Source organism: Nocardia sp. NPDC050412, assembly GCF_044458825.1.
Lineage (GTDB): Bacteria > Actinomycetota > Actinomycetes > Mycobacteriales > Mycobacteriaceae > Nocardia.
Genome location: NZ_JBITIJ010000001.1, coordinates 562,505 through 589,173 on the forward strand (window position 1 = coordinate 562,505; position 26,669 = coordinate 589,173).

24 protein-coding genes are annotated in these 26,669 nt (G+C 65.9%); 9 read left to right on the forward strand and 15 right to left on the reverse strand.

What is annotated here, in order from left to right; genetic code table 11:
* Window positions 1–39 precede the first annotated feature (39 nt).
* Window positions 40–810 (forward strand): amidohydrolase family protein, encoded by a 771-nt coding sequence (locus tag ACIBI6_RS02655; RefSeq protein ID WP_396955087.1) that lies wholly within the window; start codon window positions 40–42, stop codon window positions 808–810.
* On the opposite strand, the gene pgl is transcribed toward ACIBI6_RS02655, so the two are convergent.
* From pgl to tkt, 5 genes are read right to left on the reverse strand one after another with little or no spacing between them, the layout of a single operon-like run.
* Entirely contained in the window at window positions 807–1,568 is a 762-nt protein-coding gene (gene pgl / locus ACIBI6_RS02660; protein ID WP_396955088.1) for a 6-phosphogluconolactonase, read from the reverse strand. The two genes, ACIBI6_RS02655 and pgl, sit on opposite strands and share 4 nt — an antisense overlap.
* The gene (gene opcA, locus ACIBI6_RS02665; protein WP_364340312.1) at window positions 1,561–2,469 is read right to left on the reverse strand and encodes a glucose-6-phosphate dehydrogenase assembly protein OpcA; all 909 of its coding nucleotides are present in this window, start codon (window positions 2,467–2,469) and stop codon (window positions 1,561–1,563) included. The genes pgl and opcA overlap by 8 nt, the downstream gene beginning before the upstream one ends.
* Window positions 2,466–4,025 (reverse strand): glucose-6-phosphate dehydrogenase, encoded by a 1,560-nt coding sequence (gene zwf, locus ACIBI6_RS02670; RefSeq protein ID WP_396955089.1) that lies wholly within the window; start codon window positions 4,023–4,025, stop codon window positions 2,466–2,468. The genes opcA and zwf overlap by 4 nt, the downstream gene beginning before the upstream one ends.
* Before the next feature lie 4 nt (window positions 4,026–4,029).
* Window positions 4,030–5,160, reverse strand: a complete 1,131-nt coding sequence (gene tal, locus ACIBI6_RS02675) for a transaldolase (protein WP_364340316.1) — start codon at window positions 5,158–5,160, stop codon at window positions 4,030–4,032.
* Window positions 5,161–5,166: 6 nt separating this feature from the next.
* Entirely contained in the window at window positions 5,167–7,308 is a 2,142-nt protein-coding gene (gene tkt, locus ACIBI6_RS02680) for a transketolase (protein ID WP_364340318.1), read from the reverse strand.
* Between the two features lie 307 nt (window positions 7,309–7,615).
* On the opposite strand from tkt, the gene ACIBI6_RS02685 reads away from it, so the two are divergent.
* Window positions 7,616–8,605, forward strand: coding sequence for a heme o synthase (locus ACIBI6_RS02685; RefSeq protein ID WP_364340320.1), 990 nt, complete (start codon window positions 7,616–7,618; stop codon window positions 8,603–8,605).
* A 1-nt stretch (window position 8,606) separates the two neighbouring features.
* Here the strand turns inward: ACIBI6_RS02685 and ACIBI6_RS02690 are convergent, their stop codons facing one another.
* Window positions 8,607–10,022 (reverse strand): FAD-dependent monooxygenase, encoded by a 1,416-nt coding sequence (locus ACIBI6_RS02690; protein ID WP_396955090.1) that lies wholly within the window; start codon window positions 10,020–10,022, stop codon window positions 8,607–8,609.
* Between the two features lie 44 nt (window positions 10,023–10,066).
* On the reverse strand, window positions 10,067–11,041 hold the full coding sequence (locus ACIBI6_RS02695; RefSeq protein WP_396955091.1) for a zinc-binding dehydrogenase: 975 nt from the start codon (window positions 11,039–11,041) through the stop codon (window positions 10,067–10,069).
* 85 nt (window positions 11,042–11,126) lie between these two features.
* On the opposite strand from ACIBI6_RS02695, the gene ACIBI6_RS02700 reads away from it, so the two are divergent.
* On the forward strand, window positions 11,127–11,729 hold the full coding sequence (locus tag ACIBI6_RS02700; RefSeq protein ID WP_396955092.1) for a TetR/AcrR family transcriptional regulator: 603 nt from the start codon (window positions 11,127–11,129) through the stop codon (window positions 11,727–11,729).
* Between the two features lie 170 nt (window positions 11,730–11,899).
* Here ACIBI6_RS02700 and ACIBI6_RS02705 read toward each other — a convergent pair whose 3' ends face one another.
* Complete coding sequence (locus ACIBI6_RS02705; RefSeq protein ID WP_396955093.1) at window positions 11,900–12,865, reverse strand: quinone oxidoreductase family protein; 966 nt, start codon at window positions 12,863–12,865, stop codon at window positions 11,900–11,902.
* Window positions 12,866–12,926: 61 nt separating this feature from the next.
* On the opposite strand from ACIBI6_RS02705, the gene ACIBI6_RS02710 reads away from it, so the two are divergent.
* Window positions 12,927–13,274, forward strand: a complete 348-nt coding sequence (locus tag ACIBI6_RS02710; protein WP_364340329.1) for a hypothetical protein — start codon at window positions 12,927–12,929, stop codon at window positions 13,272–13,274.
* Between the two features lie 6 nt (window positions 13,275–13,280).
* On the opposite strand, the gene ACIBI6_RS02715 is transcribed toward ACIBI6_RS02710, so the two are convergent.
* Together ACIBI6_RS02715 and ACIBI6_RS02720 are read right to left on the reverse strand one after the other, a co-directional pair.
* Window positions 13,281–13,958, reverse strand: a complete 678-nt coding sequence (locus tag ACIBI6_RS02715; RefSeq protein WP_396955094.1) for a respiratory nitrate reductase subunit gamma — start codon at window positions 13,956–13,958, stop codon at window positions 13,281–13,283.
* Window positions 13,959–14,320: 362 nt separating this feature from the next.
* The gene (locus ACIBI6_RS02720) at window positions 14,321–15,013 is read right to left on the reverse strand and encodes a type 1 glutamine amidotransferase domain-containing protein (protein WP_364340333.1); all 693 of its coding nucleotides are present in this window, start codon (window positions 15,011–15,013) and stop codon (window positions 14,321–14,323) included.
* A gap of 178 nt (window positions 15,014–15,191) precedes the next feature.
* On the opposite strand from ACIBI6_RS02720, the gene ACIBI6_RS02725 reads away from it, so the two are divergent.
* On the forward strand, window positions 15,192–16,028 hold the full coding sequence (locus tag ACIBI6_RS02725; protein ID WP_364340335.1) for a hypothetical protein: 837 nt from the start codon (window positions 15,192–15,194) through the stop codon (window positions 16,026–16,028).
* Between the two features lie 24 nt (window positions 16,029–16,052).
* On the opposite strand, the gene ACIBI6_RS02730 is transcribed toward ACIBI6_RS02725, so the two are convergent.
* The 5 genes from ACIBI6_RS02730 to mptB form a co-directional block, all read right to left on the reverse strand.
* Window positions 16,053–16,964 (reverse strand): 2-hydroxyacid dehydrogenase, encoded by a 912-nt coding sequence (locus ACIBI6_RS02730; RefSeq protein ID WP_396955095.1) that lies wholly within the window; start codon window positions 16,962–16,964, stop codon window positions 16,053–16,055.
* Window positions 16,965–17,263: 299 nt separating this feature from the next.
* Window positions 17,264–18,238 carry a heme A synthase gene (locus ACIBI6_RS02735; protein WP_396955097.1) on the reverse strand — a complete coding sequence of 325 codons (975 nt, stop codon included), beginning with the start codon at window positions 18,236–18,238 and terminating at the stop codon, window positions 17,264–17,266.
* 142 nt (window positions 18,239–18,380) lie between these two features.
* Entirely contained in the window at window positions 18,381–19,172 is a 792-nt protein-coding gene (locus ACIBI6_RS02740) for an ABC transporter permease (protein ID WP_396955098.1), read from the reverse strand.
* Window positions 19,169–20,104, reverse strand: coding sequence for an ABC transporter ATP-binding protein (locus ACIBI6_RS02745; protein ID WP_396955099.1), 936 nt, complete (start codon window positions 20,102–20,104; stop codon window positions 19,169–19,171). The genes ACIBI6_RS02740 and ACIBI6_RS02745 overlap by 4 nt, the downstream gene beginning before the upstream one ends.
* Window positions 20,105–20,229: 125 nt before the next feature.
* Window positions 20,230–21,978, reverse strand: coding sequence for a polyprenol phosphomannose-dependent alpha 1,6 mannosyltransferase MptB (gene mptB, locus ACIBI6_RS02750; protein WP_396955258.1), 1,749 nt, complete (start codon window positions 21,976–21,978; stop codon window positions 20,230–20,232).
* Window positions 21,979–22,351: 373 nt separating this feature from the next.
* Here mptB and ACIBI6_RS02755 point away from each other — a divergent pair, with 373 nt between their 5' ends.
* The 4 genes from ACIBI6_RS02755 to sufC are packed head-to-tail and all read left to right on the forward strand — an operon-like array spanning window position 22,352 to window position 26,669.
* The gene (locus tag ACIBI6_RS02755) at window positions 22,352–23,167 is read left to right on the forward strand and encodes a helix-turn-helix transcriptional regulator (protein ID WP_396955100.1); all 816 of its coding nucleotides are present in this window, start codon (window positions 22,352–22,354) and stop codon (window positions 23,165–23,167) included.
* Complete coding sequence (gene sufB, locus ACIBI6_RS02760) at window positions 23,164–24,600, forward strand: Fe-S cluster assembly protein SufB (RefSeq protein ID WP_364340351.1); 1,437 nt, start codon at window positions 23,164–23,166, stop codon at window positions 24,598–24,600. Before ACIBI6_RS02755 ends, sufB begins: the two co-directional genes overlap by 4 nt.
* Window positions 24,600–25,811 (forward strand): Fe-S cluster assembly protein SufD, encoded by a 1,212-nt coding sequence (sufD, locus tag ACIBI6_RS02765; protein ID WP_364340353.1) that lies wholly within the window; start codon window positions 24,600–24,602, stop codon window positions 25,809–25,811. The genes sufB and sufD overlap by 1 nt, the downstream gene beginning before the upstream one ends.
* Before the next feature lie 39 nt (window positions 25,812–25,850).
* Window positions 25,851–26,669, forward strand: coding sequence for a Fe-S cluster assembly ATPase SufC (gene sufC / locus ACIBI6_RS02770; RefSeq protein ID WP_364340355.1), 819 nt, complete (start codon window positions 25,851–25,853; stop codon window positions 26,667–26,669).

The window sequence follows — 26,669 nt, forward strand, 5'->3', positions numbered from 1 at the left end:
AACACTCGAGACCGTAACTCGATTCCGTCAGGAGAAACGTTGATCATCGACGCACACAGCCACGTCCACGAACCGCTCACCGACCACATCGCGCTACTCGACGAGGCGGGTGTGGACAAGACCGTCCTCTTCATGACCCGACCGCATCCGGAACGGGCCGGAACTCTCACCGAACTCCGCACAGAGATGGACCTGCTGACTCAGGCGCTCGCCGGCGGCGGCGGCCTCGGCCGCGAAGCGGCCACCCGCGAACTCGACGCCGCCCTCGCGGCCTACCCGGACCGCTTCATCGGCTTCGCCTCGGTGCCGCTCGACGCACCCGACGCCGAAGCGATTGTTGAACGCGAGGTAGTCGGACGTGGACTGCGCGGCATCGGTGAGTTGACCCCGCCGCCCGACCAGGCCGGGCTCATCGAGCCGGTACTCCGTGCCGCCACCGACCATGGTGGATTGCCTGTCGTCGTCCACGGCGCCGCGCCCACGACCGCCGCCGACCTGCGCACCCTGACCGACCTTGCGCGCCGCTATCCACGCGTGCCGCTCGTGGTCTCCCAACTCGGCGGAGCGCACTGGATGGACGCGATCGAACTGGTCCGCGACACCCCGAATATGTACCTCGAACTGTCCACTGCCAGTATCATTTTCGCGGTCCGCCTGGCGATAGCCGAAATTCCCGAGCGCACCCTTTTCGGATCCGATGCCCCCTACGGAGATCCGGTCATCGCACGCACCACCGTCGAACGCGCCACCGGCTCACCACGGGTGCGCGAACTGGTCCTCGGCGCAACCGCGCAGGAACTGCTCAGTTAGCTCGCGGCACCCGGCAATGCCGCGGCGGCATCCCGATCCAACAGCCACGTAGTGGATTCCGACCCGCCGGCACCCGCCGCGGGGATCTCTACCGGATCCGCGCCCGCAACCGCCGCGGCCACCGCGTCGGCCTTGGCCACACCACCGACGACCAGCACAACATGGCGACTGTGCCGCACCGCGGGCAGTGTCAGCGTGACTCGCACCGGCGGCGGTTTGGGCGAATCCGTTACCGCGACAACGAGTTCGTGCTGTTCCCGTACCGCATCGGTATGCGGGAACAGCGAATTCACATGCCCCTCGCCGCCCATACCGAGCAGATGCAGATCGAAGGCCCCGTACTCGGCCAAGTGCGCGTGCACCGCCGCCGCATACTCGGCGGCGGCCTCGACCGGATCCGGATATTCGCCATCGGAGGTGGCGACCGGATGCACCCGCGACGGATCCACCGGCACATGATCCAGCAGCGCCTGCCGTGCCTGCAGATCATTGCGCTCGGAATCGCCCGCTGGCACGAATCGTTCGTCGCCCCAGAACACATCGAGCTGTGTCCAGTCGATATCGCCGGGTGTCTTGCGGACCAATTCCAACAGCCCGATCCCGGTCCCACCGCCGGTCAACACCACTGATGCGGACCCACGTGCCGCCTGCGCGGCCACCACGACGGCGACGAATTGTGCGGCCGCGGCGGCAATCAAGGCGTCGGTGTCGTCGTGTACTCGGACGGTGTGCGCGGGGAAGTTCGCGCGCTCACTCATAGGTCACCTTCTCGATTCCGGCGAGCGCCTCGGCATAGATCTCGTCGGCATCCAGCCGTCGCAGTTCCTCGGCGAGGCAGTCGCGAGTTTCCCGGCGCGCCAATGCGATTCGCTGATCCGGGTCACCGGTGCGGGTCAATGTCGCGGTGCGCCCGGTCTGCGGCCGCTCGATAGCGATCGACACAGTCGGGCGACGCACCTCCACCCGCAACGCACCCGAGCGGCGGCGCACCGGGCAGTCGAGGCGGGCGGCCAACCAGCCGGCGAGCATATCCAGCGCCGGTTCGTCGCGCAGTCCGGAGACGATCACCGAATCCACCGGCTCGAACGGCGGTTCGTCCATGGCGGCCGCCAACAGCGCCCGCCAATAGGTGATGCGACTCCACGCCAGATCGGTATCACCGGAGGCGTAGGAGCCCAGTTGCTTCTTGATCGTCGCCTGCGGATCGGCGGCGAAGGTGGCGTCGGTGATGCGGCGAGTCGCCAAGCGTCCCACCGAATCCTTGGACGGGAACTCCGGTGCGCCACGCGGCCACCAGGCCACCACCGGGGTGTCCGGCAGCAGGAACGGGATGACGACGCTGCTCTCGTGGTTGATCAGATCACCCTGCAGTCGCAGCACTATCACCTCGGCCGCGCCGGCATCACCGCCCACGCGGATCTGGGCATCCAACCGGGTCTCGGCCTCGCGATCGCCGCGCGCCAATACGACCACGCGACAGGGATGTTCGCGGCTTGCGTCATTGGCTGCGTCGATAGCGTCCTCGGCCTCGGAGCTGTCCAGCGTGCATACGACCAGTGTCAGCACCCGGCCCATGGTGATCACGCCATTGCTCTCCCGAAGGCGCACCAGGCGTTTGGTGACCTCGGAGGTGGTGGTCTGCGGCATGTCGACGATCATGGCCGCCGCCATTCGCGCCCGGTGCGGGCCAATACCTCGTCGGCCGAGGCCGGACCCCAGGTCCCCGCCTCGTACTGTTCGGGCTTACCGTCGGCGGCCCAGTGCTCGAGCACCGGATCCAGGATGCGCCAGGACAATTCGACCTCCGCGTTCACCGGGAACAGGGACGGCACCCCGAGCAGCACATCGAGGATCAGACGTTCGTAGGCCTCGGGAGAGGATTCGGTGAACGCCTCGCCGTAGCTGAAATCCATATTGACGTCGCGCACTTCCATGCTCGACCCCGGCACCTTCGAACCGAACCGGGTGGTAATACCCTCATCGGGCTGCACCCGAATAACCAGTGCGTTCTGCCCGAGATCCTCGGTCATGGTCTGGTCGAACGGCAGATGCGGTGCCCGCTTGAACACCACCGCGATCTCGGTCACCCTGCGGCCCAGGCGTTTTCCGGTGCGCAGGTAGAACGGCACACCCGCCCAGCGTCGGGTGTCGACCTCGAGGGTGAGCGCCGCGTAGGTCTCGGTGCGCGATTGCGGGTCGAAACCTTCCTCGTCGAGCAGTCCGACCACATGCTCGCCGCCCTGCCAGCCCTCCGCGTACTGGCCGCGTGCGGTGGTTTCATCAAGGGGCTCGACGAGTTTGGTCGCCGATAGCACCTTGATCTTCTCCGCCTGCAGCTGCTTGGGCTCGAAGCTGATCGGCTCCTCCATGGCGGTCAGCGCGAGCAACTGCAGCAGGTGGTTCTGGATGACATCGCGGGCGGCGCCGATACCGTCGTAATAGCCTGCGCGACCGCCCAATCCGATGTCTTCGGCCATGGTGATCTGCACATGGTCGACGTAATTGGCATTCCAGATCGGTTCGTAGAGCTGGTTGGCGAAGCGCAGCGCCAGGATGTTCTGCACCGTCTCCTTGCCGAGATAGTGATCGATGCGGAAGACCGTCTCCTCCGGGAACACCCGGTTGACCAGTGCGTTGAGTTCGACCGCACTGTCCAGATCATGGCCGAACGGCTTCTCGATCACCACCCGACGCCACGGCTTGCGGCCCTCGCCATCGGTTTTCGTCGGTTGGGCCAATTTGTGCTGGGAGAGCTGATCGAGCACCACCGGGAACATATTCGGCGGAATCGACAGGTAGAAGGCGTGATTGCCGCCGGTGCCGCGGTCCTTGTCCAGCTTCGCCAGCACGTCGGCGAGTTTGGCGAAGGCGGAATCGTCGTCGAAGGAGCCCTGCACGAAGCGGATGCCCTCGGCCAGATGGTCCCAGACCTCCTGCCGAAAGGGTGTGCGCGCGTGCGCTTTTACCGCTTCGAGCACGACGTTCGCGAAGTCCTCGTCCGCATAGTCACGGCGGGCGAAGCCGACCAGTGCGAAGCCCGGGGGCAGCAGCCCCCGGTTCGACAGATCGTAGATGGCCGGCATCAGTTTCTTCCGGGACAGATCGCCGGTGACGCCGAAGATCACCATGCTGCACGGTCCCGCGATCCGCGGGACCCGCTTGTCCCGCTCGTCGCGGAGCGGGTTCTTCCAGATATTCGTCTGAGTGCCGGCCATCGGGTCAGTTATCCCCGGTCTTGGCCAGTTCACCTGCCGTGGCGGAAAGCAGCTCCTCCCACGACTTCTCGAACTTCTCCACACCCTCGCGCTCGAGTACCTCGAACACATCGTCGAGGTCGATGCCGATCGCGGTGAGCTTGTCGAAGATCTCCTGCGCGGCCGCGGCGGTACCGCTGACGGCATCGCCACGGACCGCACCGTGATCGGCGACCGCCTCGAGGGTCTTCTCCGGCAGCGTGTTCACCGTATTCGGCGCCACCAGTTCGGTGACATACAGCGTGTCGGAGTACTCCGGATTCTTCACGCCCGTCGAAGCCCACAGCGGCCGTTGCCGATTCGCACCTGCGGCGGCCAGATGCTGATAGGTCGAGGTGTGCGCACCACCATCGAATACATCCTGGTATTCGGCGTAGGCCAGGCGCGCATTGGCGACACCCGCCTGTCCGCGCAGTGCCAGTGCCTCCGGCGTACCGATCGCCTCGAGTCGCTTATCGATCTCGGTGTCCACGCGGGAGACGAAGAACGAAGCGACCGAATGGATCTTGGCCAGATCGTGGCTGGCGCCCTTGGCATTGCGCAGACCGTCGAGGTAGGCGCCCATCACCTCGCGGTAACGCTTGACCGAGAAGATCAGCGTCACGTTGACGCTGATGCCCTCCGCGATCACCCGGGTGATCGCGGGCAGGCCCGCCTCGGTGGCCGGAATCTTGATGAACAGGTTGGGCCGGTCCACCGTCTTCCACAGGTCGATGGCCTGCGCGACCGTCTGCTCGGCATCGAAAGCCAGGCGCGGGTCGACCTCGATGGAGACCCGGCCGTCGACACCGTTGCTGGCCTCGTATACCCCGGCCAGCACATCGCAGGCCGCACGCACATCGTCGGTGGTGATGGTCCGGATCGCCGAATCCACATCCGCGCCTTGGGCGGCGAGCTCTTTCACCTGGGCGTCGTAGGCGTGGCCCTGACTCAGGGCGCCCTGGAAGATGGTCGGATTGGTGGTGATGCCGACGACGCTACGGGTTTCGATGAGCTCGGCCAGGTTGCCGGATTGGATCCGGTCCCGCGAAAGATCATCGAGCCACACCGAGACGCCCGCGGCGGAGAGGGCGGCGAGGTTTTCGTTCTGTGCCATGAGCTCTTATCCCTTCACGTTTTCCAGGGTGCGCTGCGCGGCAGCGACTACGGCTTCCGCGGTGATCCCGAACTCGCGGAACAGGGTCTTGAAATCGGCCGAGGCACCGAAGTGCTCGATCGATACGATCTCGCCCGCGTCACCGGTGAACCGGTACCACGGCATCGCGATACCGGCCTCGACGGCCACGCGAGCGGCGACCGACGGCGGCAGCACCTCGTCCCGATATGCCTTGTCCTGCGCGTCGAACCACTCCACACACGGCATCGAGACCACGCGGGTACCGATGCCCTGCGCCTCCAGCGTAGTGCGGGCGGCGACCGCGAGCTGCAGCTCGGATCCGGTCGCGATCAGGATCACCTGCGGTGTGCCGGTGGATGCCTCGGCCAGCACGTAGCCGCCCTTCTTCACACCTTCGTAGCTGGTGCCCTCGAGGATCGGCAGATCCTGGCGGGTGAGCGCGAGTGCGGACGGTCCGTCCTGGTGGGCGGGTTCGGAGACCGAGAAGTGTGAGGTGTGCTCGCTGCTGTCGCGCTCGAGGATGGTGCGCCAGGCGTAGGTGGTCTCGTTGGCATCGCCGGGGCGGACCACGTTCAGACCCGCGATCGCGCGCAGCGCGGCCAGATGTTCGATCGGCTGATGCGTCGGACCGTCCTCGCCGAGGCCGATGGAGTCGTGCGTCCACACGTAGATCGCGGGCACCCGCATCAGCGCGGCCAAGCGTACGGCCGGGCGCATGTAATCGGAGAAGACCAGGAAGGTGCCGCCGTAGGGACGGGTCGGGCCGTGCAGCGCGATGCCGTTGAGGATCGCGCCCATGGCGTGCTCGCGCACACCGAAGTGCAGGGTGCGGCCGTACGGGTTGGCCTTCCACATACCGGTCGAGATCGACTCCGGACCGAAGCTCGGCGCGTCGGGCATGGTGGTGTTGTTGGATTCGGCGAGGTCGGCCGAACCGCCCCACAGCTCCGGCAGCACCGGCGCCAGCGCTGCGAGCACCTTGCCGGACGCCTTGCGGGTGGCGATCCCCTTCGGATCCGCCTCGTAGGTCGGCAGATTCGCGGCCCAGCCCGCGGGCAGATCACGCTTGGCCAGCCGATCGAACAGTGCCTTGTTCTGCGGGTTCGCGGCGGCCCACGCGTCGAACCGCTGCTGCCAGGCCGCATGTGCCTGCTGGCCGCGCTCGATGACCTTGCGGGTGTGCGCGATGACATCGTCGTCGACCTGGAAGTTCTTCTCCGGATCGAAGCCGAGGATCTTCTTGGTCGCGGCCACTTCGTCGGCGCCGAGTGCCGCACCGTGCGCGGCGCCGGTGTTCATCTTGTTCGGCGCCGGGTAGCCGATGATGGTGCGCAGCACGATGATCGACGGCTTACCGGTCTCCGCCTTGGCCGCGGCCAGCGCCGCCTCGATGGCGACGACGTCCTCGCCGCCCTCGACAACCTGGACGTGCCAGCCGTAGGCCTGGTAGCGCTCGGCGACATCCTCGGTGAAGGCGATGGTGGTGTCGTCCTCGATGGAGATCTTGTTGTCGTCGTAGATCACGACCAGGTTGCCCAGCTGCTGGGTGCCCGCGAGTGAGGAGGCCTCGGACGTGACGCCCTCCTCCATATCACCGTCGGAGGCGATGACGTAGATGAAATGGTCGAACGGGCTGGTGCCGGGTGCGGCGTCCGGATCGAACAGACCGCGTTCGCGCCGCGCCGCCATGGCCATACCGACCGCGGAGGCCAGACCCTGACCCAGCGGGCCGGTGGTGATCTCGACGCCGTCGGTGTGGCGGAATTCGGGGTGGCCGGGGGTGAGCGAGCCCCATTTGCGCAGATGCGCGAGATCGTTCAGCTCCAGACCGTATCCGGCCAGGTAGAGCTGGATGTATTGGGTGATGCTGGAATGACCGCAGGACAGCACGAAGCGGTCGCGGCCGACCCAGCTCGGATCGCTCGGGTCCAGGCGCATGGTGCGCTGGTAGAGCGTGTAGGCCAGTGGCGCGAGGCTCATCGCGGTGCCGGGGTGCCCGTTCCCGGCGTTCTGCACCGAATCGGCTGCAAGAACCCGAACGGTGTCGACGGCCTTGGTGTCCAGATCCGTCCAGTCGTCCGGGTGGTTCGGCTGAGTGAGGGCGCGGATGTCGTCTGTGACTGACACGACCGAGGTTCTCCTGACATTGGTTTCGTCGACGGTGGCGGAGGGGTGCACGCACGGCAGCGGTGGAATGCGAACCGGTTTACCCCAACTACCCTAGATGTGCCCGATGACCGGCATGTGAGGAACCCGGCTTACTCCGGGTGTCGAATCGCTGCGACAAGGTGCTGGAGCGAGGGGCTATGGAAAGAAGGCTATGCGGCTGGGTCTACCATCGTCTGTAGTAGTTGCCGCCTCGCACCAGCTCGAGCAGGGGGAGCGCGGCAGTGGTTTCATGCCGGATGCGATGCACAGCGTGCGAGGAGAGATAGTGCGGATTGGGCAACAGCCGGGTGGCAATGGCGCACACGGCTCCTCCGCGACGGCGCTGGCCGACCGGTTCACCGGCGATGGCCTGCTGTCCCGACTATTGCGGCGACCGCTCGCCTATATCGCGTTGACCAAGCCGCGCGTCATCGAGCTGCTGCTGGTCGCGACCATTCCGACGATGCTGCTGGCCGACCGCGGACACGTCGATATCCGACTGATCCTGGCCACGCTGTTCGGCGGTTGGATGGGCGCCGCGAGCGCCAATACGCTCAACTGTGTCGCCGACGCCGATATCGACAAGGTGATGAAGCGGACCGCGAAGCGCCCGCTGGCCAGGGAGGCCGTGCCGACCTCACATGCCTTCGTATTCGGGGTGACGCTCGGCATCGGCTCTTTCGCCTGGTTGTGGTGGCAGGCGAATCTGCTCAGTGGTCTGCTGGTCGTCGCGACGATCCTGTTCTACGTCTTCGTGTACACCCTCGGCCTCAAGCGTCGGACCTCGCAGAATGTTGTGTGGGGTGGCGCGGCCGGATGTATGCCGGCGTTGGTCGGCTGGTCGGCGGCGACCGGAAATATCGGCTGGCCCGCGATCGCGCTGTTCGGTGTCATTTTCTTCTGGACGCCGCCGCATACCTGGGCGCTGGCCATGCGCTACAAGGAGGACTATCGCGCGGCCGGCGTCCCGATGCTGCCGGTCGTGGCCACCGAGCAGGCCGTCACCAAGCAGATCGTCATCTACACCTGGCTCACCGTGCTCACCACCCTCGCGCTGGTCCCCGCGACCGGTGTGGTCTACGCGGCCGTCGCGCTCGTGGCCGGAGCATGGTTCCTGCTCATGGCGCACCAACTGTACTCAGGTGTGCGACGCGGTGAATCGGTGAAGCCGCTGCGACTGTTCCTTCAGTCCAACAACTATCTGGCCGTGGTGTTCTGTGGTCTCGCGGTTGATTCGGTGCTCGGATGGGACACGATCGGCAGCTTCTTCGGCTAGGTCAGCCGAGGTATCCGTCTGGCCGGACTCGTACGGTGGTGCCGTCGACCGCGTCATAGGCGGCGAAGGCGTGACCGTCGACATCTACGACGTACTGTCCAGTCGCCTTGTCGCCGGGTCGGATCACTGTATATACCTCGACACCGGGCTCGGGCTGTACGTCGGTTTCGCCGAATGACAGCAGCGTCGCATGCGGTCCGCGGAACAGGTCGAACAGTCGAATCGGCCGCCCTTCGGCATCTTTGACCGGTGCGTCGGGTGCGCGGTCACCCGCGACGAGCACGCCGTCGTCGGCGGGATCGCGGTAACTAATATCCAATTGACGCGTCTGCTCGCCGCGCTGCATGGCGTCCTGCGCACCGTCGACCAGCTTGTCCAGCAGTTCGGTACTGATTCCGAGCACTCGTGCGGCTACCGTGCGGCGCTCGGATTCGTAACTGTCCAGCAGTGATTCGTCGCCCATGACAGCGGCGGCGAGTTTCCAGCCGAGGTTGTAGGCGTCCTGGATACCGGTATTCATGCCCTGTCCGCCGGTGGGCGGATGCACATGCGCGGCATCGCCCGCGAGAAATACCCGACCCTCTCGGAACCGTTGCGCCAGACGGATATTCGGCCGCCACACAGTTGCCCAGGTGAGGTCGGTGAGGACGATATCCAGATTTTCGGCATAGCGGTCGACGAACTCTTGCAGCACCTCGAGAGTGGGTTCGGCATCGGAGCCCAATGGCGCGCCGAACTGGAACTGTCTGCCACCGGGCAAGGGAGACAATATGATTCCCTCCATCGGGCGACCGGCCGCCGCGAACCAGTAGCCGTAGTCGTGGTCGAGTGCGTCGGCACTGACATCGCCCAGCAACATGCGGATCGAATCGTCGGTGGTGCCCTCGAACGGAACTCCGAGCGTCTTGCGGACCGTGCTCTTGCCACCGTCCGCGCCGACCAGATAGGCGACACGTAGCGTCTCGATGACGCCGTCGTGCGCCAACTCGACGCTGACCTCGGTCTCGTCCTGTTCGAAAGTGACCAGCGCCGTGGCGAGTTCGACCTGCACACCGAACTCGGCGAGCCGGTCGCGCAGGATCGCCTCGGTCCGCGACTGCCCGAGCACCCAGAGGTTGGGGTAGGGGACCGCGGGCGTCGGCTCGACCGGCTCGGCCATCCGATGTTCGCCCGCGAATTCATTGCCGGAGTACGCGCGGATGACCGGTGTCGGTGATCCGGCCCGGCGAACCGCGTCCAGCACGCCGAGGTCGTCGAACACTTCGAGGGTGCGCGGCTGGATACCGTCGCCGCGCGATCCAGCGAAGAATTCGGTGGCCCGGTCGATGATGCGCACTGGGATATTGCGGCGGGCCAGGTCGATGGCGAGGGTGAGGCCGGTGGGTCCGGCACCTGCGATGAGTACTTGCGTATGCACGATTTCTCCGTACTGAATCATGTTGGCGGTTTACCGTCGATTGATCAATCCGGGACCACGACCACCCGGGCGGTGCCGAATTGCGCGGCGACCCATGCGTCTTCGATCTTCGAGAGCGGGAACTCCTGTACCGCGGTGTCCAATCGGCCCTCGGCGATCAATTGCATGTATTCGGGGATGGCGGCCAGGATCGACTGCATCGACACGGATCCAGCTCCGCTACCGGAGATCGTGATGCGACGGCTGCGCAGCAGCGCCGCCGGAACGGCCGCCTCGGCACCTGCCATGGAGCCGATCTGGATGAATGCGATATCCGCGTCGTCCTCGGTCAGGCCTTGGCGTCCGAGGGCTGCGAAGGCGGCCTCGGCCGGTGCTCCCCACACATAGTCGAGCACCAGGCTCGGCGCCTCGGTGCCGAGGGCTTCGGCCAGCACCGACGCGGTGGCCTCCTTGTTGTCCTGCAGCGTGACCGTGTTCGCGCCATATTCCGTCGCCCGCTCGAGTGCCGACGGATTGCGTCCGGCGGCGATCACCCGGTCCGCGCCGAGTATGAAGGCGTTCTGCACGGCCAGCAGTCCGGCGGCACCGGTGGCGCCGAGGATCAGCACGGTGCCGAGCTGCTGGTTGGGCAGTGCGTCGCGGCGTTCGCGCAGGACCAGCCACGAGGACAATCCGGGGTTGAGACCACCGGCAATTCGCGCGGGTTCGGCGCCGGTCGGGAGCGGAATCCGCATCCGCGTGGGCACCGCCATGAGTTCGGCCAGCGTGCCGTAGGGGGCCTGCGGAAAACCGGTGTAGACGAGTGCGCCGTCGGCGGTGCGTGCCACCGCGTCGAGGCCCGGGATCAGAGGGTAGGCGTGGGTACTGCCGTAGTGCGTGCCTGCGGCCAGCGATCGAACGATCGGGTGGATGCCCGCCGCCACCAGTTCGACCAGTTCCCGGCCTTCGGTCACCTGCGGGTCGTCGAAGTCGCCGTATACGGGCACCTCACCGGCGTTGCGCAGAACTGCTGCTTTCATGATCTTCACCAATCTGAATTGAAATTCACTGAATCTGAATTCAGTATGGAGGTTGGTAGGTTTTCGTGTCAAGGAGGTGGTGCGAGTGACGTCGAGTCGCCGAGAGAAGTCCGCAGAGACCGAACAGGCACTGAAGGATGCGGCGCGGCGGGTGTTCGCCGAACGCGGCTACTTGAACACCAAGATCACCGACATCACCGCGGCCGCGGGGCGTGCGGCCGGGTCGTTCTACAACCACTTCGCGAGCAAGGAGGAGCTACTCCAGGCGCTGCTGAACGATCTGGCGAGCGCCGGGGACGAACTTGCGGAGCAGCCCGAACACAAATCCGATTTCAGTGACCCGGAGGCGGTGCGGTATCACGTCGCCGGGTATTGGGCCTTCTCGCGAGAACATGCGCCCGTGCTGCGCGCGATCACTCAAGCGGCGATCGTCAGCGAGGATTTCGCTCGCGTGCTCGGACATTTCGGCGTCGAACAGCGCGCGGATATCGCCGATCATCTGGATGGCCTGGCCGGCAAGGGATTACGGCTGCCGAGCAGCATCGATGCCAGTCTGGCGATGATGTTTCAGGTCGCCCAGGGCATGTTGGCGCTGGTCGAGGACGGCACTGTCGCGCTGACCGACGAGCAGGCGATCGAGGGTTTGACACGGTTCATTTACCGTGGTCTGACCGGACTGGACTACTGATCCGGCGAATCTGGTGCCGGGCGGCGGAACCGATCTGGTTGCGGTCGGAACGTGAATCGGCCGCCAGACGGCGGAACCGGCTCGGTTGCGGTCGGGGGTGTGAATCGGGCTGCTGGGCAATGGGTTCAAGGCGCCAACGGCCGCGCCGGGCGGGCGGCCGTTGGCGTAGGTTACGGCAGCAGGACGATCGAGCCGGTGGTCTTGCGGCCCTCGAGATCGCGATGCGCCTGCTCGGCTTCGGCCAGCGGGTATGTGGCGCCGATCCGCACATGCAGCGTGCCGTCGGCGATCGCGGTGAGGATATCGGTTGCACGCCAGAGCAATTCGGCCCGGTCTCGGGTGTAGTGCACCAGCGTGGGGCGGGTCACGAACAGCGACCCTGCCGGGTTGAGGCGCTGCAGATCGAAGGGCGGTACCGGGCCGCTGGCCGCGCCGAAGAGGGCGAGCATGCCGCGTACCCGCAGAGATGCGAGGCCGGCCTCGAAGGTGGCCGCGCCGACACCGTCGTATACGGCCGCGACTCCGACACCCTCGGTAAGTGCGCGAACTCGATCGGCGAGATCATCGGTGTAGCGCAGGACCTCGCTCGCGCCCGCCTCGCGGGACAGCTTCTCCTTCGCGTCGGAGGAGACGGTGGTGATCACTCGGACACCACGCGCGACGGCGAGCTGGGTGAGCAAAAGGCCCACCCCACCCGCGCCCGCGTGCACCAGCACGGTCTCGCCGGGTTCGGGCTTGTAAATCGATTCGATCAGGTAGTGCGCGGTCATCCCCTGCAGCAGCGCCGAGGCTGCGACCGGTGCGTCGACACCGTCGGGCACCTTGACCGCGACCGCCGCCGGTACCGCGACCCGCTGGCTATAGCTGCCGGGCGCCGCCGCCCAGGCGACCCGGTCGCCGACGGCGAATTCGGTCACATTCGCACCGACCTCGGCCACCACGCCGGTGCCCTCGGCACCGGGAATATAGGGGACCGCCTGCGGGTAGCGGCCGGTACGGATATAGGTATCGATGAAGTTGATGCCGATCGCCGCGGTGTCGACGAGCAGCTGATCCGGGCCGATCTGCGGATCGGGCACCTCGACGTAGTTCAGGACTTCGGGACCGCCGTGCTCGGAAACCTGAATAGCGCGCATGAGATCCGTTCTACACCCACGGGGGCTGGACCCGAACGTACCGGTCAGTAAACTAGCCGCCATGAGTGTTGAAGCCGCCGCCCCCGTGCAGCTGTCGGGTTCCCTAGTGGATTCGGTCAAGGGATTCGTCGCCGAGCACGGCGGTTCCGCCACCGCCGTGCTGCAGCCGATCGGCCGTGCGGGTGTGCGCATCACCCTGGTCGGCTCCGATGGTGTCCTCGGCGACCGTGTGGTCGACGATCTGGCGACCGCTAAGGAATTGGTCGAAACCGTCGACGGCCTCACCGAGGCCGATGAATGGGACCGCGAGCTGATTTCGGTGGTCACCCCGCGCAAGGGGCACTGGGCCAAGATGGCCGGTTGGGTTGCCCGGCAGACTCGTTATCCCAAGGCGCGCAACGAGAACTGAGGCCGTTCAGGCTCGCGTGGTCGCGCCGTCGGATTCGCGAGTCTCGCGTGGGACGGCGCGCAGGACCAGCCGAACGATCGGGCCCGCGAAGATGCCTGCGAGCCGGGTGAAGGGCCAGATGCCCAGGATCAGCAGCAGTATCAAGCCGCGCGCCTGATAGATGAGCGGTGCGTGCTGCATGGCTTCGGGATACGGATCGATGGTGCACAGCGAGCGGAACCAGGCGAAAAGCGTTTCGCCGGTTCGATATTCGCGTGCCACCGTGGTCGGATCGTATTCGATGATCACTCCGGACAGCAGCGCGGCCGTCAAGGCCGGGAAAGTGATGCGGTCCAGCGGGGTGAGCACCGGGCGCGACGGACCCGCGATCAGATCCGGTAGGAACAGCAAGACCGCCCCGACCGTGGCCGCGGCGACACCGCCGATCTGCACGATCGTGGTGACCACGTGCAGCGCACCGGCGGGGCGGGCGTGCGGTTCGGCGGTGATCACCTTGAACAGGCGGATAAGGACTATGAGGCAGACCCCCGACCGGAATGCTGTCGATCCGAGCCGCTGACTGCGGTCCATCTCCGGATAGCGGATGTAGCTGCGAAAACCGTCGCGCCGGTAGCGCCACACGTGGCCGAGCACGAACGACAGGAACGCGCCGTAGGGCAGCGCGATCCACAACAGCGATGTCACGGGTAGTTCGCTTTCGGCTTGCAGACGATCGGACGTATCACGTTCGCAGAGACGCCGAATGTCGAACAAGGGACCAACGTCCCTTACCGAGGGGTACTTCGGGAGTCGGCGGCGAGCCGTTGGTGGATCGCCGCCGACTCGTGGTCTATTGCGGGAGTTCGACCGCGCCGTTCTGGTGCCCGTTCGTGCTGAGATTCATTGCGGGCAGCATGGATTCGCGCGCAATCGAGGTGAGCGCACCCGCCTGCTGAATGATCTCGGCCAATGTCGAGGTGACACCATGCGCGCCGTTCGACTCCGTGAAATGATCGACATGCTCGAACGGCGCCGCTTCGCTCCCTTGACGGAGCGGCCATTGCCACTCAGCTCAGGGCTTCGACGATCTCCGCCGCGAGCGGTGCCGACGATGCGGGATTCTGGCCGGTGTAGAGATTGCGATCGACCTCGATATGCGGGGCCCACGGCTCGCCCTCACGGAAATCGACGCCGAGCTCGACCAGCCGATCCTGCAGCAGCCACTTGGCTTTATCAGCAAATCCGGCCTGGGTCTCTTCGGCATTGGTGAATCCGGTGAGACGGTAGCCGACGAACGGGGAATCGCCGTCGATGGCGGTCGCGAGCAGCGCGGCGGGCGCGTGGCAGACGACGCCGAGTGGTTTGCCCGAGGCCAGCGCGGCATTGAGCAACGCACCGGAGGCGGTGTTCACCGGCAGATCTTCCATCGGGCCGTGTCCGCCGGGGTAGTAGACGGCGTCGTAGTCGGCCAGGTCGACGTCCTCGAGCCGGATCGGGCTGCGCAGTTCCGCCGCATCGGCCAGGGTACGGGCGATCTGCGCGGCACCGTCCGCGCCGCCGTTGACCTCGGGCGCGAGACTGCCCTGGTCGACGGTCGGCACGACACCGCCGGGAGTGGCCACCACGATTTGGTGACCCGCCGCCTTGATGGCCTTATACGGCGCCACCACCTCTTCGGCCCAGTAGCCGGTCGGATGTTTGGTGCCATCGGCGAGCGTCCAGTAGTCGACGCCGGTCATGACGAAAAGAACCTTCGACATCGTGTGCCTCCTGATCGGGGGAATTGGGCGACGTACTGTTCCGTATCCAGAGTGCCAGTTCGTAGCGATATCGACGTTAGGTACCTGTTCATCGAAGCACCAATAGGATCGCCGATAAGGGGCATCAAAATAATGATGGGTCTCTGGTTCCGAGTGGGGGATCGTAAAGTAGGGGACGATGAACGCGGATAAGGCGAGCGAGCTGGCGGCTCGGCGGGTCGGTGCCGCGCATGCCGACGCGCAGCAGCGCGTCGCGCTCGCCGAAAGCTTCTATCCACCGGAACTCCGCGCCTACCGTCGGGCCGAAATCGCCTTCCTGCAATGGGAACTCGCCCGCGGCGTGCTGCACGCCGAGACCGGCAGCCCGTGGTGGCGGGCCCTCAACGATCGCCTACTGCACGACAAACTGGAAGCCGCGCTGCTGCATCATGCCGGTGCGCGCGATGCGTCGACGCCCGGTGCCCGGCTGTGGCTCGAATTCCTTACCGCCCCTGCGCCCGCTGCGTGGTACCGGGCGCACAATCGCAGCATTGTCGCCGGTTATCTGGAACATCAAGGTTTGGCGGCGGCCGAACTGCCCGCCGAACGGTTGATGATCAATGTGACGCTCATGCGGGTACTGTTCACCCACGTCCTGGTGGCGCGGCCGACCCTCGCCCTCGGCCGGCTCGGAGGCCTCGGCGGCTGGTCGGCCGATCCGCGCCGCAGCTCGGTTCGTCTATTTCTCGACCTGCGCAATGTTTTTCCCGAGGTGTATCCGCTGGCGAATATGTCCGTCGATGCGGTGCTCGCGCTGGAGGGACGGGTGGCGCGGGCGCTCGATTACGGGCTGATCGTGCCGAAGTTGGAGCAGATATACGCCTTCGCCGCAGAGCAATTGGATGAGCCGATGATCGTCGAGCTCGTCGACAACGGCGATCCGTGCTACGCGGGTCTGCGGATCGAACGTGGGCAACTGGCATCGGATGCGTTGACCCGAACACTCGCGCGCGTCACTCGCCCGCGGTTCGGGTAGTCGGGGGCGTGCCTGCGTGTGGGCTCAATAATCCCCGCGCACAAGGTTTTTCGGTAACTCGCCAGCCGCAAATCTCGCGACCTCCGCAGCGACAACGGAGTAGGCGCGTTCGAGACTGCCGCGGGTGCTGCCCGCGACATGCGGTGTCAACAGCAGACCGGGCGCTGACCATAGCGGGTGGTCGGGCGGTAGCGGCTCCGGGTCGGTGACATCCAGGGCCGCGCGCAATCGCCCCGAAACGAGTTCGGCCAATAACGCTTCGGTCCGCACGATCGGTCCGCGCGCGACATTCACCAGCACCGCGCCGTCCGCCATCTTCGCCAGGAATTCGGTATCGACCATGCCGATGGTCTGATCGGTCACCGGAACCATCAGCACCACGACATCGAATTCGCCGAGTAATCGGGGCAATTCGTCGACGCCGTGCACACCGTCGCGTGCGGTCGTGCCCACCAGCGTCAACGTAGCGTCGAAAGCTTCGACCCTGCGGCGCAATTCGATACCGAGATCACCCGCGCCGATACCGAGGATCCGCTTACCCGCCAATGTATCTGTCCGATGTTGATACCAGCGACGCTCGCCCCGCAAATCGGCGAACTCCGTCAGCTCCCGATAAATGGTGAGCAGCGCCGCGACGACCCACTCCGCCGAACTGCCACCATGCGCACCCCGCGCGTTCGACAGCAACACCCCATCGGGTAGCCGACCGATCCATCGTTCGGCACCGGCCGTGAGCATCTGCACCAACCGCAACTTCGGCAGTCCGGCCATATCGATCGACTCGGGCCGCGCCAGAAAAGCCGGGACCAGCACCTCCGCCAACTCAGCCGCCGCGGGTAGCGCTTCGCCGGGCGCATACCGCACCGGCCGTATCCCATCGAGCCGAGCCAATATCCCGACCCCATAATCATCTGGCACAAGCACGGTGACCGGCATGCCTGCCAGATTAGCCGCGCCCACCGCCGAATTGCATCCGATCATCGGACCATTCGCCGTAGCATTCGATACACGGTGGGGTCGAATAACTTTCGTGATCCGCGCTGGCCGCCGCTGCCCGGTCCGCCGTGTACTACGAGCGCGGGCTTGCCGTGCGGGTTGCCGCTGGTCTCCCAATAGACCTGGTTCCTGTCGCCGACATCGAGGAGCCCGCGCTCGTATGGCTCGATATCCGGGAACGGTTGTGGCGCTGCGGTACTCGGCGCTGATGGTCCCATCCGAACAGCATGCCGGAAGCGCTATGCCAACTGTTCGGTGGAGTTGGGGATCGGTGCTGAGACCCGTTCACGGGGGCGGAGGGAGGCCCAGAGGGCGGCGGTGGCGGCGGTGCAGGCTGCGGCGCCCCCGACGTGGGTGGCGACCAGGGCGGCGGGGACGTCGGTAAAGTACTGCACGACGCCGACCAGGGATTGGGCGCACACCAGCCCGAGCAGGACGAGCAGGCGTGTGCGGACCGCGGGGGTGATGCCGACTGCGAAGAGGCCGAAGGCCAAACCGATGAGCAGCGCGAGATAGCCGACCAGCAGTTGCGAGTGCAGGTGGACCAGCGTGACGATCTCGACCTGGAGGCGTTCGACCGGTCGTTCGATGCTCTTATCGCCCGCGTGCGGTCCGGCGCCGGTGACCAGCGTGCCGGCGATGAGGACACCGGCGAGCGCGACACCGCTCAGCCCGGTGAGCCAGCGCAGGGGTGCGGGCGCCTGGATCACCTCGATGCCATCATCGGGTTCGCTCACCTTCGCGAACATGACCACCGCGACCCACACCATCAGCATCGACGCCAACAGATGCACCGACACCGTCCACCACAGCAAACCGGTGCGCACGGTGATACCGCCGATGACCGCCTGCAGTACCGTGCCGCCCGGCATCAACCACGCGTACACCAGCACTTCGCGACGACGGCGGGCCCGGGTGACGGCGAGCACGATGAGCGCCGCGCACAGCGTCACCGCGAATGTCAGCATGCGGTTGCTGAACTCGACAGTCTGATGCAGCACCGGAACCTCGGCCACCCCGGTCGGGGTGAAGCTGCCAGGGAAGCACTGCGGCCAAGTCGGGCACCCGAGCCCGGACGCCGTGACCCGCACGATCGCCCCGGTGACGGCGATCCCCGCCTGGGACACGATGACCGCGACAGCAATCAATCGCTGCACCCGCAACGAGGGCAGCGGAAGTAAATCGACGAGCCGCAGAAACGCGCGATACAGCACCCAGCAATCGTAGCCGGGCCCCTCCCACCACCCGCACCCGGTCTACTACACCCCGTCGTTCCGCTCGAACAAGATCGGGTGGACACTATGGCGGCGTCGGTCGAGAAGCCCGCGCCACCGTTTCCACCTGATCTTGATCGGGTTAGTCGAAGCGGAAGAATCGGGTGGCGAGGAAGGCGGAGATGCCGCCCCATGCGGCGAGGACGGCGATGCCGAACCAGTCGATGCTGGTGCGCATGGCGTCTTCCAGCGTGTCAGCCAGCGCCCCGGACGGCACCAACCGCACCAGCACATTCACCGCTGCGGGTAGATCGTCGGAGGCGAATACGATGCTCGCGATGCCGAGCATGACGAACCAGAGGATATTCGCCAGTGCCAGCACGATCTCCGCCTTGAGCGTGCCGCCGAGCAGCAGACCCATTGCCGCGAAAGTGGCTGTGCCGAGCGCGATCACCAGCGCGCCGAGCCCGAGCCCGGCGAGTTCCGGTCGCCAGCCGAGCGCGAATCCGATGGCCCCCAACAGCATTGCCTGTAACACCACCACGATCAGTACCGCGGCGCTCTTGCCCGCCACAATGCCCCAGCGGGGGAGTGGGGTGGCCCCGAGGCGTTTGAGCGCACCGTAGCGCCGGTCGAATCCGACCGCGATGGCCTGTCCGGTGAAGGCGGTCGACATCACCGCCACCATCATCACCGCGGGCACGATCTTGTCGACGCGGTCCTCACCGAGGTCCCCGAACGGCAACAGGCTGAGCCCGACAAGCAGTGTGATCGGAATGAACATGGTGAGCAGCAACTGTTCGCCATTGCGCAGCAAAAGGATCAGCTCGAGCCGGGTCTGCGCGGTCATCATGGCGACGCGACCGCTCGGACGCGGATCGGGGGTGAAAGTGCCCGGCGCGAAGCGGTTTCCGGCGAGATCTGGCTGATTCATCCGCGTAGGTCCCGTCCGGTGAGTTCCAGGAAGACGTCCTCGAGCCGACGCTGATCGATCCGGATATCGGTCGCCAGCACATTCTGCTGCGCACACCACGCGGTCACCGTGGCCAGTACCTGCGGATCGATCTCGCCCTCGACCAGATATTGTCCGGGAGTCGTCTCGCGCGGCGAGAAGCCTTCCGGCAGGGCGGTTTTCAGCAGGTGCAGATCGAGTTTGGGTGGCGCGGTGAAGCGCAGTTGGCCGGCCGCGCCGTGTGCGGTCACCTCGGCAGGTGTCCCGGAGGCGACGATCTGTCCGTGATCGATGATCACCAGTTGGTCGGCCAGTTGTTCGGCCTCGTCCATCATGTGTGTGGTGAGCAGCACCGTGACGCCGTCGCGGCGCAGTGCGTCGATCAGCTCCCACACGATGAGCCGCGCTTGTGCGTCCAGACCCGCGGTCGGTTCGTCGAGGAAGACGATCTCCGGCTTTCCGACCAGCGCGCAGGCCAGTGCGAGCCGCTGCTGCTGGCCGCCGGAGAGCCGTCGGTACGGTGTGCGCCGGTTGTCCTGTAGGCCAAGGGTTTTCAGCAACCACTCGGGATCGAGCGGATCGGCGGAGTAGGCGGCGACCAGGTCGAGCATCTCGCCGGCACGCGCACCCGGGTACGCGCCACCGCCCTGCAGCATGACGCCGATGCGCGGTCGCAACCGGTCGGAGTCGGCGATCGGATCGAGGCCGAGCACCCGGACCGAACCGGCATCGGGGGTCTTGAACCCCTCGCACATTTCGACCGTCGTGGTCTTGCCCGCCCCGTTGGGTCCGAGCAGGGCCAGCACCTGTGCCTGTTCGACGGCGAAGCTGATCCCGTCGACGGCGGTGGTCTCGCCGTAGCGCTTGACGACGCCGTCGATACAGACGGCGGGTTCCGAGGCTGCGGTCACCATCGCGCCTCGGTGCTCGGCTCCGTCGCGTCCAAGGGTGCTGTGCCCATTGTTCGCTCGCTTCGCTCCCTCACGGTGTCACACCGTAAGCGGTCGAGGGATGTGACCCGGACGACACCCCTGCCTCGTCAACTCCGCGGTCCGGAAGGACCGGCCGCGGTGGGCGCGGTGTCGGCGCCGAGCTGGTGTAGCCGCCACGGCAGCGACTTGCGAGTCGCCAGGATCATCAGCGTGCAGGTGAGAACAGTGATGCAGGCCGCGTAGATAAGGACGAAGGGCGGGATTTCGCTGCCCGAGGGCATGAGCATGACACTGATCGCCGCGGAAGCGATCGTGGCGGGCACCCGGAAGGCGGGCCGGCTCGCCCAGGCCGCCAGCGGGACGATGCCCCAGAGCAGATACCAGGGCTGCACCACCGGAAACAGCAGGACGACCGCGCCGAAGGCGACGCCGAGAGCGCCGACCGGATGCAGCCGACCTCGCCAGGTGGCCACCATGAGCCGCACCACGACCAGTGCGGCCGCGATCGCCGCGATCGGTCGGGTGATGCTCAGCAGCGCGGTGGTGTGGTCGCCCAATCCCAGTAGGACGCCGCCGAATCCGGTGGCTACACCGAGCGCGGTGGGCAGCGACATCCAACTGCGCACCGAGTTGGCCATGGTCAGTGTGTCTATCCAGCCGAAACCGAGACCGCTACCCAGACATACCGCGAGCATGACGGCGCCGGTGACACAACCGAGGAATAGCGCGGCTCTGAGCACCGCACGCCAATCGCCGCCCCATTTTCGGCTCAATGCCATCCACACGAATGCCAGAGCCAGCATCGATGGAATCTTGACCATGGCGGACAGCGCTATCAGCGTGGTGCCCGATAGAAGCAGCACGAGTGCGTGTCCGCGCATCGGGCCGATATTGCTCAGGGCTGCCAGACAATATTCCAACCCGACCAGCATCAGGCCGAGCATCATGGCCTCGTTGTGCACACCGGATACCAGGTGGAATATCACGAGTGGGTTCACGGCGCCGAGCCACAAGGCGGCCACGGGCGATACTCGACACCGCTGTGCCAGTCGGGGCAGTGCCCAGACGATGCAGGCCACGCCGAGTAGCGCAAGCATGCGGTGCAGCAGCACACCGGCGAGCATATTGTCGCCGACGATTTCGGCGATGCCCTTGCCCAGCCAAATCGAGAGCGGGCCATATGGCGCGGGCGAATTCTGCCAGATATTGGGCACGCTGCGCGTCAGAATGTGGTCTTGGCCGAGCCCCTGTACCGGGCCGACGTCATAGGGATCGAGTCCACTCGCCGCGATCTCGCCCTGGGCCAGATAGGAATACACATCCTGGCTGAACATCGGCGGCGCGACCGATAGCGGGATGATCCACAGCAGCAGCGTACGGTCCAGTTGCGATCGGCTGATACGGCGAATGCGGTTGGACTGCAAGCCGAGTGCGAATCGGCCGAGCAGCAGCCAGGCCAGCATCACGATAACCGTGCCGACCATGGTCGTCGCCAGCCCCGAATTGTGCACACGCGCGGGCAGCCCGAGAATCGCCTTGCCGTAGGTCGGATTCTGCAGCGTGGGTTGGGCGCCGAGACCGAGCGCGCCGATGGCCATCATCACCGAACCCGTCGCGCCCAACAGACGGACCCGGCGCAGTTGCGCGGTCTCCTGCGGGTTGAGTTCGGCGGCTTCGGGCTCGTTGATGTGCAGGGTTTCGCCGACGGTGTGGTCGGGCGCAACATCCAGGCCGATGATCCGACGTCCCAGCGAAACGGCGGTACTGATCGGTGCGGTCCGACGCAGGCGAGTCAGGGTGCCCGAGGTGGTCGATCGGCTGCGTTCGACCCCTGGTTCGCCGTGTTCGCCTGACATCACGCGGTCAGCGTAGCCGATGCCACCGGCGTATCCGGTGCTCCGCGGAACCGACTGCGGGGCTTGTTCGCACTGCTCTCGGCCGTCGCTTGTGGCCACTGTTGCCATCGATTGGATCACGCCGTCGAAGCGCTGCTCACGTTCCCGAAGAAGCTGGTCGCCGTGCGCTGACGGATTTTCGGCACCGATGTGTGGCCTAAATCGCACTTGTAATTCTGTCGGGTGCTCGGGCTGGTCGTCGCGCGAGACCCGCAGGTGGTGAACCTGTTGCCTCCGAACACCGCCGGAAAAGCGCTCCGGTGCAGGTCATCGGCCCGGTCAACTCAGGGCACCCTTATTAGATTCCGGGAACGAATTCCGTCACACTGGTGTTGTGAAAACCGTGGGTTTACCGCACGACGAGGATCGAGGGACCGGTCGCCGCACCGGTGCCGGGCCCGTTGCTGCGCCCGCGCCCCTGGTCGCGGGTGGTGAAGGACATACTCGTGCCGCCGTGGTCCAGCTGCTGCTCGAAGAGGGTCCGATCACCGCGACCGCGATCGGCACCAAGCTCGGCCTGACGCCGGCCGGTGTCCGTAGGCACCTGGACGCACTGATCGAATCCGGTCAGGCGCGGGCCAGTCGCTCGGCGCCGTGGCAGCAGAAGGGTCGCGGCCGCCCCGCCAAGCAATATCAGCTGACGGCCGTGGGCCGGGGACGGCTCGGCCACGCCTACGACGATCTGGCCGGGGCGGCGATTCGCCAGCTCGGTGAGATCGGCGGCGAACAGGCTATTGCCGATTTCGCGCGCGAGCGGGCGCGGACCATCGTCGAGGGCATCGAACCGGTCGCCGAGCACACCCCCGAAACCACCACCGCCAAGGCGGACGAGATCGCCGAGGCCTTCACCGACGCCGGATTCGCCGCGTCCACCCGCAAGGTCGGCGCGGGCGTGCAGATCTGCCAGCACCACTGCCCGGTGGCCCACGTCGCCGAAGAATTCCCGCAGTTGTGCGAGGCCGAACTCGAGGCTTTCCGGGACCTGCTCGGAACCCACGTCCAGCGACTTGCGACGATCGCCAACGGCGACTGCGCGTGCACTACCCATGTGCCGCTGTTCGTTCTCCCTATCACCGATAACGCTTCCCATAAAACCGCTGCACAGCCCGCAGCGGTACGTACGAACGACTCCGGAAGGAGTGCCGAATGACGACGACCACCGACCAGGTGCAACCGCTCACTCAGGAAGAAACCATTGCTTCCCTGGGCAAATACGGTTACGGCTGGGCCGATTCGGATGTGGCCGGTGCCAGTGCGCAACGAGGCCTGTCCGAGGCTGTCGTCCGCGACATCTCGGCCAAGAAGAACGAGTCCGACTGGATGCTCGAGCACCGGCTGAAGGCACTGCGCATCTTCGATCGCAAGCCCATGCCGAACTGGGGCTCGAACCTGGACGGCATCGACTTCGACAACATCAAGTACTTCGTGCGCTCCAGCGAGAAGCAGGCGGAGAGCTGGGAAGACCTGCCCGAGGACATCAAGAACACCTACGACAAGCTGGGCATCCCGGAGGCGGAGAAGCAGCGTCTGGTTGCCGGTGTCGCCGCGCAGTACGAGTCCGAGGTCGTCTACCACTCCATCCGCGAGGATCTGGAGAAGCAGGGCGTCATCTTCCTGGACACCGACACCGGTCTGCGTGAGCACCCGGAGATCTTCGAGCAGTACTTCGGCACGGTCATCCCGGCCGGTGACAACAAATTCTCCGCGCTGAATACCGCCGTGTGGTCGGGTGGTTCGTTCATCTACGTGCCGCCGGGCGTGCACGTCGACATTCCGCTGCAGGCCTACTTCCGGATCAACACCGAGAACATGGGTCAGTTCGAGCGGACGCTGATCATCGTCGACGAGGACGCCTACGTGCACTACGTCGAGGGCTGCACCGCGCCGATCTACAAGTCCGATTCGCTGCACTCCGCGGTGGTCGAGATCATCGTGAAGAAGGGCGGCCGCTGCCGCTACACCACCATCCAGAACTGGTCGAACAACGTCTTCAACCTGGTCACCAAGCGGGCCAAGGCCGAGGCGGGCGCGACCATGGAGTGGGTCGACGGCAACATCGGCTCCAAGGTCACCATGAAGTACCCGGCCGTCTGGATGACCGGTGAGTACGCCCGTGGTGAGGTTCTGTCGGTGGCCTTCGCCGGTCCCGGTCAGCACCAGGACACCGGTGCGAAGATGCTGCACTTGGCGCCGCACACCTCCTCAACCATCATCAGCAAGTCGGTGGCGCGCGGCGGTGGCCGGGCTTCCTACCGCGGCCTGGTGCAGGTGAACAAGGGAGCGCACGGCTCCAAGTCGACCGTGAAATGCGATGCGCTGCTCGTCGATACGATCAGTCGCTCCGACACCTACCCGTACGTCGACATCCGCGAGGACGACGTGACGATGGGCCATGAGGCGACTGTCTCCAAGGTCTCCGAGGACCAGCTGTTCTACCTGATGAGCCGCGGCATGACCGAAGACGAGGCAATGGCGATGGTGGTGCGCGGCTTCGTCGAGCCCATCGCCAAGGAACTGCCTATGGAATACGCACTGGAACTGAACCGGCTCATCGAGCTGCAGATGGAAGGGGCCGTTGGCTGATGGCGACTGGCGTAATTGGAGCGGTCGAGGGCGAGAATCCCACGGCCAAGCCGATTCAGAACCCGGGCGCAGGAGCCGCGACCAACAAGGGTGAGGTCTTCACCTCCTACGACGTGAACGCCTTCGAGGTGCCTACGGGCAAGGACGAGGCGTGGCGGTTCACCCCGCTGCGCCGACTGCGCGGTCTGCACGACGGCACCGCGGTCCGCGACGGCAAGGCCACGGTCGAGGTCTCCTCGGTCGCCGGAGTGAACGTGGAGACGGTGGCGCGCACCGACTCTCGTCTCGGCGCAGCCGGTGTGCCGTCGGATCGTGTCGCCGCCCAGGCATACTCCGGCTTCGAGTCGGCGACGGTCGTGTCGGTCGGTGCGGAGACCGAGGTCGCCGAGGCGGTAGTCGTCACGGTCACCGGTCCAGGCGAGGGCAAGACCGCCTACGGGCACCTGCAAATTCGCCTCGGCAATTTCGCCGTCGCCACAGTGGTCATCGACCAGCGCGGCAGCGGAACCTACGCTGAGAACGTCGAATTCGTGCTGGGTGACAGCGCCAAGCTGACCGTCGTCGCGGTCCAGGACTGGGCCGATGATGCCGTGAACACCACCGCGCACCACGCCGAGCTCGGTCGCGACGCCACCCTGCGGCATATCGCGGTAACACTCGGCGGTGATCTGGTGCGTCTCACCGCGAACGTCCGCTACGACGGTCCGGGCGGCGACGCCGAACTGCTCGGCCTCTACTTCGCCGACGCCGGTCAGCACTTCGAGCAGCGCCTGCTCGTCGACCACGCGGTACCGCACTGCAAGTCCAATGTGCTGTACAAGGGTGCGCTGCAAGGCGATCCGCATTCGCCCAAGGGTGATGCCCGCACGGTGTGGGTCGGTGACGTGCTCATCCGCGCCGCCGCCGAGGGCACCGACACCTTCGAGGTGAACCGCAATCTGGTGCTCACCGACGGCGCGCGTGCCGATTCGGTGCCGAACCTGGAGATCGAGACCGGTGAGATCGTCGGTGCCGGACACGCATCCGCGACCGGTCGTTTCGACGACGAGCAGCTGTTCTACCTGCGTGCTCGCGGTATCCCGGAGGATGCGGCCCGCCGTCTGGTGGTGCGCGGCTTCTTCCACGAGATCATCCAGAAGATCGCGGTCCCCGAGATCCGGGAGCGGCTGGAGTCGGCCATCGAGGCCGAGCTCGCCGCGATCGGCGTCTGATACCCGAACCATCTACCCCCACAAAGGAACTCGAATTCGATGACCACCCTGGAAATCAAGGACCTGCACGTCGAGGTCGCGAACCCGGACGAGTCCGGCGAGCCCATCAAGATCCTCAAGGGCGTGAACCTCACCATCTCCTCCGGTGAGACCCACGCCATCATGGGCCCGAACGGCTCCGGCAAGTCGACCCTGTCGTACGCGATCGCCGGACACCCGAAGTACACGGTGACCTCCGGCTCGATCACCCTCGACGGTGAGGACGTCCTCGCGATGTCCGTCGACGAGCGGGCGCGCGCGGGTCTGTTCCTGGCCATGCAGTACCCGGTCGAGGTGCCTGGTGTCTCGATGTCGAACTTCCTGCGCACCGCCGCCACCGCGGTCCGCGGCGAGGCCCCCAAGCTGCGCACCTGGGTCAAGGAGGTGAAGGAGTCGATGAGCGAGCTGGAAATCGACGCCGCCTTCGCCGAGCGCAGCGTGAACGAGGGTTTCTCCGGCGGTGAGAAGAAGCGCCACGAGATCCTGCAGCTGGGCCTGCTCAAGCCGAAGATCGCCATCCTGGACGAGACCGACTCCGGCCTGGACGTCGACGCGCTGCGCATCGTCTCCGAGGGCGTCAACCGCTACAAGGAGCGCGAGAACGGCGGCGTGCTGCTGATCACGCACTACACCCGCATCCTGCGCTACATCCAGCCCGAATTCGTGCACGTATTCGTCGGCGGTCGCATCGTCGCCGAGGGCGGCGCCGAACTGGCCGAGGAACTCGACGCGAATGGCTACGTCCGCTTCACTCAGAGCTCACCCACCTCGTCGGCTTCGCCGACTGCCGTCCCCGAGTCCGCAACCGCTGGAGCCTGA

Excerpts from the sequence above, each read along its gene's own strand:
- pgl (WP_396955088.1), bottom strand. The coding sequence starts at position 1,568 with ATGAGTGAGCGCGCGAACTTCCCCGCGCACACCGTCCGAGTACACGAC.
- opcA (WP_364340312.1), bottom strand. The coding sequence starts at position 2,469 with ATGATCGTCGACATGCCGCAGACCACCACCTCCGAGGTCACCAAACGC.
- zwf (WP_396955089.1), bottom strand. The coding sequence starts at position 4,025 with ATGGCCGGCACTCAGACGAATATCTGGAAGAACCCGCTCCGCGACGAG.
- tal (WP_364340316.1), bottom strand. The coding sequence starts at position 5,160 with ATGGCACAGAACGAAAACCTCGCCGCCCTCTCCGCCGCGGGCGTCTCG.
- ACIBI6_RS02695 (WP_396955091.1), bottom strand. The coding sequence starts at position 11,041 with ATGAAAGCAGCAGTTCTGCGCAACGCCGGTGAGGTGCCCGTATACGGC.
- ACIBI6_RS02705 (WP_396955093.1), bottom strand. The coding sequence starts at position 12,865 with ATGCGCGCTATTCAGGTTTCCGAGCACGGCGGTCCCGAAGTCCTGAAC.
- ACIBI6_RS02710 (WP_364340329.1), top strand. The coding sequence starts at position 12,927 with ATGAGTGTTGAAGCCGCCGCCCCCGTGCAGCTGTCGGGTTCCCTAGTG.
- ACIBI6_RS02720 (WP_364340333.1), bottom strand. The coding sequence starts at position 15,013 with ATGTCGAAGGTTCTTTTCGTCATGACCGGCGTCGACTACTGGACGCTC.
- ACIBI6_RS02725 (WP_364340335.1), top strand. The coding sequence starts at position 15,192 with ATGAACGCGGATAAGGCGAGCGAGCTGGCGGCTCGGCGGGTCGGTGCC.
- ACIBI6_RS02730 (WP_396955095.1), bottom strand. The coding sequence starts at position 16,964 with ATGCCGGTCACCGTGCTTGTGCCAGATGATTATGGGGTCGGGATATTG.
- ACIBI6_RS02740 (WP_396955098.1), bottom strand. The coding sequence starts at position 19,172 with ATGAATCAGCCAGATCTCGCCGGAAACCGCTTCGCGCCGGGCACTTTC.
- ACIBI6_RS02745 (WP_396955099.1), bottom strand. The coding sequence starts at position 20,104 with ATGGTGACCGCAGCCTCGGAACCCGCCGTCTGTATCGACGGCGTCGTC.
- mptB (WP_396955258.1), bottom strand. The coding sequence starts at position 21,978 with ATGTCAGGCGAACACGGCGAACCAGGGGTCGAACGCAGCCGATCGACC.
- sufB (WP_364340351.1), top strand. The coding sequence starts at position 23,164 with ATGACGACGACCACCGACCAGGTGCAACCGCTCACTCAGGAAGAAACC.
- sufD (WP_364340353.1), top strand. The coding sequence starts at position 24,600 with ATGGCGACTGGCGTAATTGGAGCGGTCGAGGGCGAGAATCCCACGGCC.
- sufC (WP_364340355.1), top strand. The coding sequence starts at position 25,851 with ATGACCACCCTGGAAATCAAGGACCTGCACGTCGAGGTCGCGAACCCG.